The sequence below is a fragment of the bacterium genome, from assembly GCA_021108215.1.
GTDB lineage: Bacteria > Oederibacteriota > JAAXVQ01 > JAAXVQ01 > JAUVAV01 > JAIORK01.
The window spans coordinates 23,791-39,931 of record JAIORK010000012.1; the positions used below are offsets into that span (position 1 = coordinate 23,791).

Genomic DNA, 16,141 nt, shown 5'->3' on the forward strand with positions numbered 1-16,141 from the left:
GTGTTTAAAGGTTTGGGACTTAGCAAAGCATTGTTATTTGATGAGGTTTATTTTCAAGGACTTCCAGCAACGTCCTTACTCGGTGCGTTATTACATGAAGCCGGTGAGGCAACAGATCTTTCATGGGCAAATCACCGATATTTAAGAGGAATAGGTAAAAAGGCAAGAGCGGAAAAGCAAGGTGATTTAACAGATGATGAGAAAGGTTTTGTAGCAAGGATTTTTGGTAATATTGCTCAGGATAAGCTTACTGAGTTGAGTTTGAAAAATAGTGCAGTTACAGATGAAGCTGAGTTGGCGCGCCAGGAAGCCATGCGGGAAGCATATCCTGCGGGCTGGGAATCTGAATATGCGTCTGAGCTTGCAGCGATTGAGGCAGAAGCGGACGCAGCGTATCAGGAAGTCAAGGGGGAGCGGCCTCGACAAAATCGCGTGATGGACCCGCAGGTTCGGCGTGAAAGGTATCTCAATCAAATTCCCGACGGTTTTGATCCGACAGCCAAGGTGCAAATCAAGGGCATGGTCATGGACATTGATCTGACCATCACACCTGGATCGAAGTTGCCGATTGCCGCCAAGGCCTTGCAACAGATAAAGCGGGCGCTTAAGGCCGGAGTGCCGGTATTGCTCAACAGCGGGAGCCCGGGCCGGGTGGCGCAGACCGGAAAACTTTATACCAATCTTCGCGGGGAGTTTGAAACAGAGACGATATTGCATGAAGAACAGGCACTGGAAGTACGCATTATCAAACAAATTGTTGATGAGATGAAACGCACACAGGATCAGCGTTATCTGGTTAATCTTGAGATACAGGGTGACAGCGGAAAAGAACATTTTAATTTTAACCGGCGGGGTGAAGCAATTTTCCGTAAAACGGAAGCGGCTGAAGCGACACCGGTTGAACAGATTACCCTTGGGCGTGCCCTTGCTATTGCTTATTTGCAGGTGTTGGCAAGGCAGGGTCATGATTTTTCGAAACCGATTGAAGCACTGGGAGCGAGCGATAATTTTGTTGAGATGCGCTCGATTTTTGAATCAGCGGTGCAAGGTAAGACCAGTGCGTTTTTCCTTCGTTATAATAGTGAAATTAATATTTCCTCCCATGATTTTATTGTGGACGGCCGCGATGTCTTAAAAACTGCACAACGAAATTTAAAAGAGCAGGGGTATGTCCTGGATACTGAAAAATTTAGAGCTTCTGCCGGACGTGATTATCTTAAATACAGCTGTATTCGCAAGATTGATTCGGTCCGGCAATGGGCCGGACGCAACTCGCGTGAGGGCGTTTTGCTGGCGATGGGTGATTCGCGTACCGATGATTTTCTTTTTGAAGCAGTTCCCGGTGAAATTGTTTTTCCGGTTTTTTTAAGTCATGCAGCGGTGATTGCCGACAAACCCGGTGTTATAGTGGCGCGCCGTGAAAGCGGGTATTCCAATGTGGGGCATGTGGCTTCTGCCTTGGCCATGCAAAATTTTCTGGATGCACAGGAAGCCGGCGCGACATACAGCGAGCTTCGATTCCTGGATAACCGCTACTCGGTGATGGCGATGTTCGGGGAATTGGTTTTTACGACCGGAGATATTACCGCTATTCGTGCCAAAAAAGATACAGTTGCTGCCATATCCGACGTAGAAAAAATAAAAGCACTCTTGGATAAGTTGCAGACTTTACGCGCCGGAATTGCCGGCAAACAATTTAAACGAGCGGCCCATGTTTTCGACGTACATTCCGAGCCAAAGATATTGGAAGAAATCATGTCCCGTGTTGAATTAGGCATGATTGACGAAGTCATTATTCACGGAGACAGCTTTGATCGCGCTCGTAACAATCGGGCAACGTTTGCTTTGTTGAAAAAGCTAAAAGAACAATTGGGAGACAATTGCATCATCCTCTTAGGCAACCATGATGTGGCCATGCTTCGAGCATTACTTTTGAATGACGTCGCGGCATTGGTGGAATGGTACAGAATCGGCGGCAAAGAATTCATGAAAGAAATAGGTGTTAAATCGGATATTTTAAAAGAGATCAGCAAAGCTGCGGCTGCTGTCCGCCAAAACAGACCTGTTGACAAAGGGATGGAGCACCGCCTTTATTTTGTGCTGGAGGAAGAAAGAAGCTTTTCGCAAGCCAGACAAGTGGCGCACTGGATGCTGCAAAATGCCGGGATATATAATGTTGATGAGCGGGGTGCTTTGAATGTTCATGCCGGTATTCCTTTGGATGATGATGCTCAACCACTGATTGATTTTACCACCTTAAATAGTCTGCAAAAGGAATTGACGGAACTGCAGGCGGAATTCAATAAAAAGCCATCTTTAGACGAACAGCAACATGCTACTCTGGCTCGGATTTTAACAGAAGCCAATGAAATATTTGAAGTGCGTGATGAAGACTGGTTGGGAAAACTTGTGGATAGCTCTAAAACGCTTGATGAGAAAAAGCTCCAGAGTTTATTAGACGCGTTTGGTGTACAAATTATTATTTTTGGACATATGTATTATAAAGAATTTCGTGATGTTGCTAAGCGTCTGTTCGGCGGAGATACGTGGAAACAACGCGCGCTCATTCATGATTATGAAGGTATAAAATCAACTTATGCCGAAACACCGCAAAAATTCGAGTTGATACTGGATAATAAACAGTATATTAAGCGGATCGACAGACAAATTGAACAATTGCAAGCATTGCTCCCGGATTCGGAAATGGATGGAGTAACGACAGGGAAAGTGTTAGGCGGCGGGATTATGCCCTGGTTCAGGGCTGTTTTTGTCAAACTTGGCATACAACCTGAAACCTATGATCGTTGGGTGGCCGGAATAGCGGAGAATTATATTTCCGCCCGGGTGGGCACAGTAGTGCTGGCTCCTTTGGTAATTTGGGCAGCTGCGAGTCTGGGATTTGATGCCAGTGGAATAACTGCTGACCAGACCGGTTGGCTGGCGTTTGTAGGCATGCATTTTATTCAGATGCTGGGCGGTTTGGTTTATAAAATATTAGGACGCGAGGTTCCTGTAGGGCTGCGTGCGCCACCCCTGGGTGATGGAATACTGGCAGGTATTATTGCTTTGGCGGGCATGGGATTAGGAATTTCGCCGCTTAGCCTTGGCGGAGTTGCCCTGCATTATACAGTCAACTGGCTGGCTCCATATTTAAAAAATCAACTACAACTTAGTAATCAGTTAAGTGTTTTAGGTGCGCTAACCGGCATTAGTTTAGCAGCAGCGATTGTTACCGGCAATCCCCTGGTTGTGGGAACAGTATTGTTAATTGCTACCGGGATAATAACTAATTGGGATAATTATTTAACACAGCGTTTTGCGCAAGTAATGCCTGGAATACGTGTTGTATTTCCGGATTGGTTATGGCAGCCGTCCATTGTGATGATGGCCAAAGGGAAGCGCCGGGGCGGCGGGAAGACCGTCACAACTGAGGACAGACGTTTAAGGAATCAGGCCTATCAGGCCAGGCAGTTCCGGAAGGCTTTGCAGCCCGGGCAGGTATGGGTGGATTTTGATGAAACAATAGAGTCGTCTGTGCGTTTGAACAGTGAAGAAGCCGGTCAATTGATCAAAAATGGGGAGTGGAGCTGGCGCCTTTTGAATGACCGGGTAGTGGTTCAGCCCAAAAAAGGCAGTGTACAGGATTTTATCAATCGTTTTGAAGATGATCGGGCAGCCAAGGCTGCGGAACTCTATGATTGGATGTCTGATCAAGGCATTCACCTGGCGGCACTGGAAGGATTGGCGGACGAAGTATCGCTGTTGAATATGGATGAAATTATTGAGGGGATTGAAAACGGCGGCATTACAACGGTCTATGATCCTGAAAGCGGGCGGATAGAACTTCGTGCTGTAGGTATTTCTGCGGAAATCTATATGGAAACCATTCTTAAGCAGCGCATTCGTCTGGCCCAGGATTTCCTGGATGAATTCAGGGAAGATGAAGTGATTCAGATGGGCTTTGATATGACCGAATCGGAAGCAGCGGCGATTCCTGAATTTTTCCGACTGGGTCTTCCCAATACAGCGGAGGTGGCGCAAGGGATACGCGCGGGACACTTGACATACCGCCTGCAGGCCGATGGTGAGATCCGACTTCGTTTAACCGGCATGACTGTACAGGACTATTATGCTGCTTTGCAAAAATCGCGGACTGAGTTGGTGGCGGCTTTTGAAAAAGCACTCCCCGCTAATCCACTTTATATTGATTTGGAGAGTGATACCGGACGTGAAGTTTTTACGGGTTTTAATCGTCCCAATATTGTTGAAACCATTGCCGGATTGACGCAAGGTAAACTTAATTGGCGGATGAATGAAAAAACCAATCGGCTAGAGGTTTATGTGGTTGATATGGGTACTGCTGAATATATGGCCGAAGTGACGGCTGCCCGAAGTCAGGCGGCGGATGACTATGCTAAAACCGTGCAACCCGGTCAGATATACCTGGTCCGGAGCACTGCGCAGGAAAAACAGATTTCCGACAATGTATGGCCGACGGTGGAAGAGGTGGACCGGTATCTGCGCGAGGGCCGGCTGGTGTTTTCGGAACAAAACGGTGTAAAAAAAGCCGGGGTGGTGGGCAAACCGCAATTGTTTTTTAGCTTAATTGAGAAAAACCGGAAAGCCCTCGAACGCTTGCTGCTAAGTCCGCTGCCGGAGACCGGTGTCATATTTATTGATTTGATGGACAAAGACGGTCAAGTGATTCAATCAGAAACACGTCCGAATGCTTTTGAGACGGTCCGGCATATAAGGTCCGGTCGTCTGGTCCCGGTCATTACCGACAGCGGTTATGGTGTGCGTGTGGCGGGGATGGATGCCAAAGACTATGCCGAAGAGATCAGACAAACCCGGTTGGCAAGTGCGGATGAATTTTTAAAGACATTTACGGAATCACCTTTGGAAGATATTCGCAACGGCAGCATCCGCGGATCAGTGAGTGAAGATGCGGCCCTCGTGAGGGCGGCAATTGCGCCCTTTGGGTTTGCCAATCACCGCCGGGAATCTTATCGCGCTATTGCGCAAGGGCGGATGGTCTGGAGTTTTGAAAATAAAGTGCTGGCCCGTCATGTGGTGGGATTGAGCATTGTCGATTTTGTGGAAGACATGATTGATGAGCGTCAGACCATGGCGGATGAGGTGCTGGCATTTATGCGGGAGAATGCTTTGGAGCGCATTGCGGTGGCTGAGGCGATACAGCCGGCCGGGGAAAAAGGTGTTCAGAAAAAAGTATTGCCCAAAAAGAAAAAAGGGAAAAAAGTTAAAGTCAGCAAGAGTGAGCGGGAACGGCGCAAACTTGCCCGGCAGGCTGAGATGCTTACGCTGTTTGAAGCTTACCGCAGTATTGTGATGGGACAGGTCGTGCCCAAGCGTTTGCGTGACGGGCGGCTGGAATTAGAACCGGTCGATTTGGAGAAAAAGGAACTTATCTTTGCAGTTAAAACAGGCAGGAAAGGCAAACAGATACCTGCCATCGCCGCTATTTTGGAAGATGATACAAAGCTTGCGATGGGCGGTGTGACGCTGACCAAAGACGAGATTATCCGCGGGCTTGCGATGAATGCTTTGGAACTGGATCACAGTGTTGAACCTTCAGGTTTGAAAATAATGGCCGGATTTCCGGAATCTGCTTTTGTCTCAGCAGTTTTAGCGGAACGTGAGGCCCGGGAACAAGCGGGGAAGGAACCTTTTGGCACGAATAAGACGATTGCGGTTTTGGGCCTGCTGCCGACAGCGTTGGCAGTTGTGCTGGAAATTTTACTGGTGGCAGGCGGCAGTCATTTTGATATCGCATGGGGCGCCGGTCTGTTTTTAATGACAGTTGCCTATTTCGCCTACCGTTTGCCCATGGTCTGGGGTTATTTCCGTCAGGCGGTGCAACCGTACGCTCTGCGGGATTTGCGCGACGATTTGCGTAAATTGCAGGGTGTACGCCTCAAGGTGCCGTTGCCGGATGAGTGGTCCGGGTGGTTGGATGGCCGTACCGCAGAAGTGCCGGCTGTTTTGCAGCAATTAAAAATCCGCAGTCTGAAAATCACACCCTGGCGTCTGCTCTTGTTGGGGGGGATTTCTTCATATTATAATCCTCGAAATCATGAAATGGGATTGCATGAAAATCTACTCGCGCTTTCCACCCCGGCCCGCCTGCGGGTGGTGGCACATGAAGTGACCCATCTGCTTATTTCAGAAACACAACCGGTTGCGCGTACCTGGTGGACTGCCATTCCCGGAATGGCATGGCTGGTGGAGGAAGTGCGTGTTGTACTGGCCGAACCGCGCAGACTGTCTGTATCGGTTTGGGAAGAAGACAAACCGAGCAGTTTGCCTGATTATGATGTGATGATTGCCGATGCCTTTCAGGCAAATCAACCGGGCCGGGCCTTGGAGCAGGTGCAAGCAGCCTGGGCACAGGATGAGGGAGCGCTTGATCTGACATCACTGATGATCGCCCGGAGTTCTTTGCAACAAGTCTTGAAAAATCCGGAACTGTTTCCAGCCGAGGAGGTGGCCCGGTTGCTGCGTGTGATACCTCAAGCAGTTGAAGATCCCACGCTGACAGAGGCTTATGGCAGAATCACACAGGCGGGGCTTGACTATCTGGCAATGAATCGCGCCCGGATGCTGCTAACCGGTCTGCTAAGTGATGAGACCATTGCCATTGCGAAAAAAGTCAACTGGCTTAATTATTTACTGGCAGATCCGGATAAATATCAGAGCGCTTCCCTGATTCTTGACTGGTTCCGGAAATCAGTACGTCAGGGTTTGGTGAGTATGGACACTTCGTGGATCACAACAGGCGATGTTGTCCAGTTGGTCCCGGCGCTGCTGCGGGCAACCGGCATGAAACTCAAATTGAATCTTTACGAAACCGCTTCGGCGCATGCTTTTCAGGGCTTGGTGCGTGCGCTGCATCTTCTGCCTAAAGACGGCATTGTCGGCATTAATGAGGAACGCGAATCAGGTATGCGTGGTTTGGCTGCGCGTGAATTGCCGCAATGGCAAAAAGAAGCGCAGGCGGTTGTGGATAAACAGACAATCGCTTTGACATTCCGCGACAATCAGTTTGTAGCCACACCTTTTGAAAAAGGCGATGCCCGCTGTTTGACCATGGATTATACGCCATTGAAATACGGTGTTTCCGAAGAAGTGCCGACAGCGGTGATTGATAAAATCCGGGCGGATATGCGGCTGGATGGCAGGCAGGTAATTGTGCTTGGGTCGCCCGCACGCCGTGAACTTGATGTATTTATGGCTGAATATAATACACTCTATGGCGATCTGCCGATTGCTGAACGTCCGGTGGTTATCGCAGGGCTGCGCCATGATTCAGTGGATTATCCTGAGACTCCGCTGGATATTCTGGAAGGTCACCAAGGCCTGGTCAGACGGTCTGCTGATGAGGCTTTTCCGGATATGACCGGGAAAAATATTTTGGTTTTGGAGAGTGTCGGCGAACTACCGGCTTTTTATGGTGCCGGGGATGTTGCCGTTGTCGGTCATGACCGGAATGTTTTTGAGCCGGCGGTCCAAGGTAAACCGGTGCTGTTTTTTGGAAAACAATGGGAATACAACCGTGATGCCTGGCAGGGATTGCAGGATGCGGATGCAGCCCGTGTATTTGAGGGTTGGGTTCTTAAGAAATTTTTAGATGATCCGGTGCTTGCCCGTGAAATAGGCGAAAAAGGCCGCATCTATTTTAATACGTTTAAGGAGACGTATATTCCTCAGGCAGCGCAGAAGAGCGCTCTGCGCATTATCAGCAGTGTGCTGTTACAGGCACAGGTCCGGTCGGCGGATCAGCCGCGTCAAACTGTCTGGCAGCGCCTGGTCGGTTTTGCTATCCGTTTTTTATCAGCCAAACAATCAGTTGCAACTGCGCCGATGTCCGGGGAAGATCAGGTTGGGATCAATGGCGACCAATTTACCTTTCAAGCGCGGGGACGTCAAATTGAGACAGTACGCGGAAAGCTTCGTCCGGATACCGGTCTGGGTTTGGTGCTGAAAAATAATCAGGGTGATGAATGGGTGGATCTTATGGTATACAGCATGCCCCTGCCGGGGATTGCCGGACGGGGTATACGCGGGACCTATATCACACCTGCGCTTCGGGAACAAGGTTTGTTACGCCCGCTCTTGAATGCCTATTTTACTGAATCCCCGCGTGTTCGACAGACCCATCCAAGCATGATGAATCTCCTTTTACTTGATTTTCTCCAGCAGGAATATGGTTTTGGTCCGCAAAAGGATACCGCGCAGCCTGCAGCATGGATCAAAGTTGAAACCCGAATGTCAGTGGAAGGAAAACCGGAAAAAGAGCTGCTGGTTTATATTGAAAACAAATCATTTCTGGAGCAATTTCAAGAACTTGTGACAGAGGATATGGATGTACAGAATACCTATGCAGAACAAAAAGATGCTTCCTTCCGGCCGGTTTATGTCGGGGAATCGCTGGTGGTCAGGGACCAGGCAAAATTTGATCAGGCCATGGCAAGTGTGCCGGTCATTGATCAAGCGGAAACAGCCCGGTTGCAATCAGTGGACGTACCGGTTTTGTCCGCAGAAGCGCAGCGCCAAGTTAATGATTTGGAGACGCTGCGTGACCGTATTGCCAATAAACGGTTTGCCCGCGTCGGGCACGTCTTTGATCTGCACAGTGATCCGGCTGCTTTGGAGCTTGCGGACGCCAAGGTGAAGGCAGGGGAACTGGATGAAATTATTTTTCACGGGGACGCCTTTGATCGCGGCAGGCGCAATCAGGAGACATTGCGTACCCTGCAGCGCCTGAAACGGGAATTGGGTGACCGCTTTGTCATGATCCTGGGTAATCATGAATTTATGCTCATCCGGGCGTTGCTCTTGGGCGAGGTTTATTATTTTTTGAAATGGTATGGCAATGGCGGCCGGGAATTTTTAGAGGAGCTTCAGGTACGTTCCGGTGACTTGGCACAAATTGAGCGGGCCATGCAATACCATGTGGCGGGAAAATCGGTGCCTGAGGAATTGGCAGCTTACATTAAAATGATGATGGGTGATAAAGAAATCATGCGTGCTTATCAGGCGGCCCGTTGGGTGCTTATGAACAGCCGCCTGTATCATAAGGATGAACGCGGTTCGCTTAATGTGCATGCCGGCATGCCGCTGCACCCCAATGGGGAACCGGTTCTCTCACCCCGACAGTTGCAGCAGTCGCAGGAAGTGTTGAGGCGGCTCCAGGATTCGCTTAAAGAAAACATCACCTTAAATGCCGATGAACGCGGCGAGCTTTTGGTTCTGCTTACCGAGATGGAGGAATTGGTCTGGGTGCGTGATGCAGGTTGGATAGATATGCTGCGCGATGATCAGGAAAATATTGATTCTGCGAAATTGCAGACGTTTCTGGATTTTTACGGGGTTCAGACGGTGACGTTTGGACACACCACGTATCATGCGCTGAAAAATATAGAGCAACGCTTGTTGGGTGCCGATCTCATGGATGAGAATGCTCTGGTGATTCATGATCATGCCGGTATTAAACTGGTGACGGATAAACGGGCTGATGTTGCGGAAATGATTCTTAGCAATGATGATTTTGTTGAACGGCTGAACCGGCAGATTGCCCGGCTAATCCGTCCGGTCAAACAGGCGGAAACCCCGGTCTTTGCCACTGTTTCGGAGGCCATGCGGCAGTCGTTCGATGCCTTTTTGCAGTATCGCTTTGGCAGCCGCAAGACCATTCGTATTGTTGATCTGGGGTCCGGCCCCAAGGCGGAATTCGGACAAAATCTTACACAGCGTCTGGCACAACTGGGTATACAGGTGGAAAAAAGCGTTAGTGTTGATAACGGTATTATTGACCGGGCGGTTTCCGGGCAACTGCGTGTCACGCCGATTGATGCCCAATCGTTAAGTGAATTGGCAAAGGCCGGGATCGCGGAAGCATCCCTGGATATTGTCAGTATAAATAATATCGTGGACCGCGACCTGCTTGACAACGCATTGCGCCTGCTTAAACCGGGTGGTGTGCTGCTGGTAACTTTTGCAGCGACCGAAGAAGGAGATTTTGTCGCCAATACAGTGGAGAAACTTTATCAGCTCGTCTCAACCGATGAGACGCTTAGCGTACATCCGGTTGAAATACCGGATGATTATCCGCAATCAAATGCGTTGGAAAAAGTTTCTTATGCTTCACAAGAAGTTATGACCGTGGTCACCAAAGCCGCAGTACCGGTCAAAGATACTGCCAAGCGCCCTATTTTTTATTATGGTTTTTTTGTGGTGTTCAGCGGGTTCCTGCTTGATGCCGTTGCCGCTGCAATAGGATTTGACGCAGGTTTCAGTTTCGGGACCGGCATAAGCTTGGTGTTACTGCCATATTTTCTTTATCGATTGCCGCTTATGCTGGATTACTTCAAACCTGCCGAAAGCGCGTATGGACTGGAAGATCTCAGGCAGGATTTACACCTGCTGCAATTATATCCCCGCGGGTTCTCATTGCCCGGTCATTGGATGCCCTGGGTGAATGGCGACACGGATGTGGTGCCGGACGATGTCGCCAAAATAAAACTTAAAACATTACATTTGTCTCCGGTGCGCATGGTATTGCTGGGCGGGATCAGCTCTTATTTTAATCCGGGAAAAAATGAACTGGCATTTCACAAAAACATCAAATCTTTACCGGAAATGCGGCGGCTCAATGTGGTGGCCCACGAAATGAACCATTACTTGTGGGACCGCCAAGCGCGTGACTTGGGAAAATGGTGGAAAAAAGTTCCCGGTCTGGCCTGGTTGGTTGAGGAAGTGCAGGTGTTGCGTGCCGAGTTCATTCTTTGGCTGGAACGGGAGGTGGCGCATGCACGGGTGTCAAAAGTTAAGCCCCTGGACCAAAAAGGAAAGATGCAGTTTGGGAAAATAATAAAAAATACGGCACGCGGTAAGCTCTTGCTGCTCACGGCAATTGTATTTATTCTGCAAATGACCCTGACCGGATCGCCTTGGTTTAACACCATGATTCTTTCCAGTACCGCCTTGTTTGAAGCCGGTGCAGTCTGGCAGCTGGTAACCCACATGTTTTTGCATGGCAGTTTGATCCATTTCGCGATTAATATGCTCTTTTTATGGCAGGTGGGTGCGGAGGTTGAGGAACGGATCGGTCAACGTATGTTTTACCTGCTTTATTTCTTTAGCGGTATCGGAGCCGGACTCGTGGGTGCGCTGATTCCCTGGTTGACCGGGAATCCCAGTCTGATTGTAGGCGCCTCGGGAGCGCTTTTTGGCCTTTTGGCCGCCTACAGTATTCTTTTTGCCAATCGGGTTGTGAAATTATTTTTGTTTTTTATTATCCCGGTCAAAGTCAAAGCCAAGTATTTGGGTATGATTTTCGGCGGTATTTCCATTGCCGCCATTGCAACCGGTTTGCTGCCTTTTATCAGCCACTGGACCCATCTGGGCGGCCTGTTGTTCGGGACTTTGTTTTTTATTGTGGGGTGGCCTGAATTATTGAAAAAATTTAAATTATGGCGCCGGGCTTCACAAAGGGACAAAATCCGGGAAGTTTTCCGCAACCGGAATAAACGACCTATTTTTAATCTGGGTGCCGGAATGGCTTTTGCCGGGATTGCCATTGATGCCGTGTTACTGCTCACCGGGGTTCATACCGGCTTGGGCTGGGGCACCGGGATTTCCATGCTGGCAGTTCCATACTTTGCTTACCGGCTTCCGACTATGCGCAATTATTTAAAAAAAGCGGAGGAGCCATATGGGTTGCCGGATTTGCGCAATGACTTGCGCAAGCTGCAGGGTATAAGGCTCAAAGTGCCGCTGCCATCGCAGTGGCTGCCCTGGATCAATGGGCAAACAAATGAGCTTCCCGAAGATATTCAAAAACTGAAATTGCACACCCTTACGACGTCGCCCTGGCGGATGCTGTTGTGGGCAGGCACTGGATCTTATTACGATACTGCCAGGCATGAACTGGCATTCCATGAAAATGTTAAATCCTTGACACCCCAACGCCGTCTGCGGGTGGTGGCCCATGAAATCAATCATTTGCTGATGGCTAAAAGTGCAAAGTCGCACCGTGTCTGGTGGCAAAAAATCCCGGTACTCGGTCTGGTGGTGGAAGAGATTCAGGTGTTTTGGTCGGAAGTACAGATGAGCAACCGTCATTTGCGCCGGGTGATACGCACGATGGGTGATCTGCCGGATGTTCTGATTGATCGCGCACCTTTGCGGAAAATTGCTGTTGGGAAAATTTGGACTCAAAAACAAATTGAGGCATGGATTGATCACATGCAGGCAAGCGGCAACACACCTGATTGGAGAGCGCTCCAGGATGCGGCCGATGCGACCCGCATGGCGGTTTTTTTAAATATGCTGGGTAAACAGCCTGCGCTGGCGTATGCCAATTACCCGGAATTCAGGCTTGATTTAAGCCGTCTGCCGCAACGTTTGGAAGAATTTGGTCATGATTTTGGAAATATTATTAATCAAAGTATGATTGTGACAATTGCGGAGAAATTGTCACATCTTCCGAATTATCTAAAAATCAAGCAGTTGATCGATTCAATCCAAATGGCATGGGCGCAGGATTTGGGAATGATTATGGATATTGTTTATGAGGCAAAACGGCAGGTTTATCAGGAAATTGCCGATACCCAAGGTGAAATAGCGGCCAATGAAGCGGTCAAAGCCGGGCAGGTTGAATTGGTGCGCAAGCATATTGAACTTTTGAAAGCGGGAGGAAAAAAATATCAGCAAGACTTGATCGAAGTTTATACGACCTTTTTAGAGAAAGACAGGCACTCGCAGGCTGAGTTTCAAGTGCTTACCCAAGTCGGTTTGGCAATTGCTTTTCGGGAATTGTCACGGACAGTCACTGCGGTGAAGGATGACTATAAAGATTTTTATACAGGCTTACGTGATCCGGTGAGTGCGGAGCAGGAGCAGACAAAGGATATTCGGGAAGGGTTGCTGCTGCTTTATCCCCGGTATATCTTTTTGGCGGAAAATCTCTCGTCAGCGGAAATTTTCGATCTGGATGAGGGCGCATGCTTTATGTGCTGGCCCGGGAACATCTGCATATTGTGAGCACCACTGCTTTGGAACATTCCGTGGATGTTGAGATTTTGGAACCTACTCGAAAAATCCTTACGACAGAACATCTGGTGCAAGGTGATCACGGCCGGATACTGATATTGGTTTTGAAAAATCTGATCACCAATGCGCAGCGCGCCATTAGCCGCAAAGCCGCCGCCATGCCGGAGGAATTGCGCGAAGCCTATCTGGCTCAGACGCGTGTGGTGGTACGGTTTACTGAAGATGGTTTTGAAGTCGAAGACCAAGGTGACGGCATTGCGCCGGAAGTGGCGGAACGTCTTTTTGAACGGGGCGTCACTGAAGGTATGGGCCAGGGATTGGGTATGTTCACTCTGCGCCGGATACTGGATAAATTCGGCATGCATCTTCACGGTGAATCAACGTTCGGTCAGGGAACGGTATTCAAAGTAACCCTGACCCCGGCAGTTGTTACAGATATTTCGCCGGTGGCCCAACAGCATCATGCGCGTTTGCAGGAAATTCATTCGGATGTCTTAAAAACCATGTTTGTCGGGGAAACCGCAGCTGAGACCGGGGAAGCCATGGATAAGGTGCTGGCAGCTGAAAAGGCGGCAATGCTACTTGTAGAAAAAGTCGAACCGCAAGTTGCTGTGCAGCAACGGTTGGATGACCTATCAGTTGATTTCGAAGAACTTCAGTTTCAACATCAGAAGGCGGATGAAATCATTACGGCCATGCAGCAGGCATTACGCAGGCACGATATGCAGATTGGGATAGAGCGGGGTGAAGTGCAAAATGTATTAGCTGATAATATTTTTTGGCAGTTTCGCACACAGGATTTAACTATCACGGCTTTTAAAGTTAAATATGTTTCACACGAGGAGCATATTCTCTCCATTCGTGACCGGAAATCAGGCGAAGTGATAGGCCATGCCAATATCCAGCGCTACAATGAGAAGTCCGAATCGTGTTCACTTAAATTTACCGTCTATCCGGCACATCGCCAACCCGAAAGAACGCAAAATGTTTCAGATCTGCTGCTCAAGATAATTAAGGAATCAGGGTTGCTTTATAAACAATCTACTGTCCGGGAAGTGAGTTTTATTAAATCTCAGGATCCGGGAATGGCAGAGGAATGGGATCGTACCCAGGCTTTTTTGAAGAAAAATGGGTATAATATATTGAATCAAAATGCCGCCCAATTCAGGTTTATTGAAAAAAAGATTGGGAAACGTTTTGATTTGATGACGAATATCCTGGCGTTTACCGGGTGGACCGCGCTGACGTTGGGGTATGCCGCGTTATTACTGCAAGGCAATGGCGGTTGGTTTGCCCAGGGATGGCTGGCGATATTCAGCACAGGTGTCCTGCTCTTTGGGACGCGCAGCATCAGTGGTTTATTAGGTGCTGAAGTGATCAACCTGAGCCGTCGTTTTATTCGACCTGGACGGTTGGTGGTGAATCAGCTGCTGCAAGAACAAATCAGTCTCCAATTTGATCGGCAGGTTGATTTTGAGATGCTGGATCAGATTGACAGGCGTTTTGCGCAAACCACCTCGGACACGGTTTATTTTGCCAAGTGGCTGGTTCAGGATATCAACTGGCGAAGCGCGCCCACACGGATGCAACAGATTGGATTGGCCGCGTTGCAGGGTGTGAACCGTTTGCTGCGCATGCTGCTGTTGCCGCATGTATTGGCTCAGGAGCAGATGCGGGTTGCGGGCAAAAGTGATCGTGCGATTTATCTTAATCCTTTTATGCCCCTGTATTACTATTTTGCCCAGATCCTCGAATCTTTCCGCGTGATGGCTTTCAAACTCCGCATCCGATTTAGTGCTGATTACCGTAAAGTTATTCCAGAACAAAAAAACATCCCGGAGGGGATAAGTACAAGTACGAAGATAAAAACGCTTCCGGAAGAATTTAGAGAAGAAAATATTTTACACACAAAATCCGGTATTCGTATGAATGAAGGTCTGTTGATCCGGCCCTCGCGTTTGCTCCAACGCTGGCGTTTACCGCGGTTGATGTGGATGCTGATACTCTCTTTCGGATTTTCTGTGCTGGATCGTATCGCGCTGGTAATGAAATTAAGAGTCGCTGTGAATCAAATAAATCATGAAAATGCAGGACGTTTTTTTAATACAATGAAACGGCGCTATTTCCCTCACAATGATATTGAGTCGCAAGCTTTTCGACCTGACATGATTGTTGAAGAGACCTTTTTGGGTCAAGCCGGTTTGATGGACGTTGTCGCCGGAAAGTACCGGGAATTACCGGATGGCCGTGTTGCATTGGCTGTATACCAACCATTGCTGGCGGCACTCACATCTGATAACAAGCAATCCAGACTGATGCAATGGCGGCAGAAAATGGCTTTTGAATTGCTCCGGCACATGCTGCGTTACCGCAGCGCACAGTATTATCGCACCACACTGGCTCAGCGCATGGCAAACCAGGTGCGTGTCGGATTTTGGCAATGGGGAGAACGCCAACCGGCCCGCCTCGGCAGATGGCTGCACCGCGGACTACAGATGCTCACTCCAACAGGATATTTGAACCGGGTGCAGGCTGAATTGGCTCGGCAGCATGCCGACCTGGACCGCAGTGCACAATTGGCGGAGATGCTGCAAGATCAGACCACGGCAATTGCCCGCGCCTATCATACGATGTCACGTAATCCCAACCACCGGACGCGGTTGCATTTTACCAAGACAGTCATTCAATGGATCAGCCGGGTCAACAATGTCCGGCAGAGAAGTGTTGAGTTGCAATACTTCTCACAATTGGTCAGGAATATGCGTGCCATCAAGAGTGCCCCCGTTGCCGAATGGACCGGATTGCGCAGAAAACTGACAGCACCCAATAAACCGGTGCTTTATGTTCCGGTGGAGGTGCTGAGTTACAGGCACACGGCCGGGACGCTGCTTGATCTGCTCAGGCCCATGCCCTATAAAATTAGAGAAGTGTTTAAAAAACCATTTGCGCCCAAGCGGATCCGCACATCACCGGCCGGCGCCGCCTAGTCAATAGTAGGTATCACTTGCACTAAACATGAAAACAGACAGAATAGGCTTGCCAGCATAATTCGAACCCCTTATAATAT

The 16,141-nt window shown here is 49.1% G+C and carries 2 protein-coding genes (1 of these 2 cut by a window edge); both read left to right on the plus strand.

The genetic code is table 11. The annotated features are described in order from the left end of the window. Positions 1 to 13,065 carry the final stretch of a rhomboid family intramembrane serine protease gene (locus tag K8S19_02230; protein ID MCD4812502.1) on the plus strand. It extends 14,715 nt beyond the left edge of the window, so the window shows 13,065 of its 27,780 coding nt (coding positions 14,716-27,780); its start codon lies beyond the left edge, outside the window; it ends in the stop codon at positions 13,063 to 13,065. After that, the gene (locus K8S19_02235) at positions 13,026 to 16,061 is read left to right on the plus strand and encodes an ATP-binding protein (GenBank protein MCD4812503.1); all 3,036 of its coding nucleotides are present in this window, start codon (positions 13,026 to 13,028) and stop codon (positions 16,059 to 16,061) included. Before K8S19_02230 ends, K8S19_02235 begins: the two co-directional genes overlap by 40 nt. Positions 16,062 to 16,141 lie beyond the last annotated feature (80 nt).

Bases quoted from the DNA above. Each gene is read 5' to 3' on its own strand.
- K8S19_02235 (MCD4812503.1), top strand. From the start codon at position 13,026: ATGCTTTATGTGCTGGCCCGGGAACATCTGCATATTGTGAGCACCACT.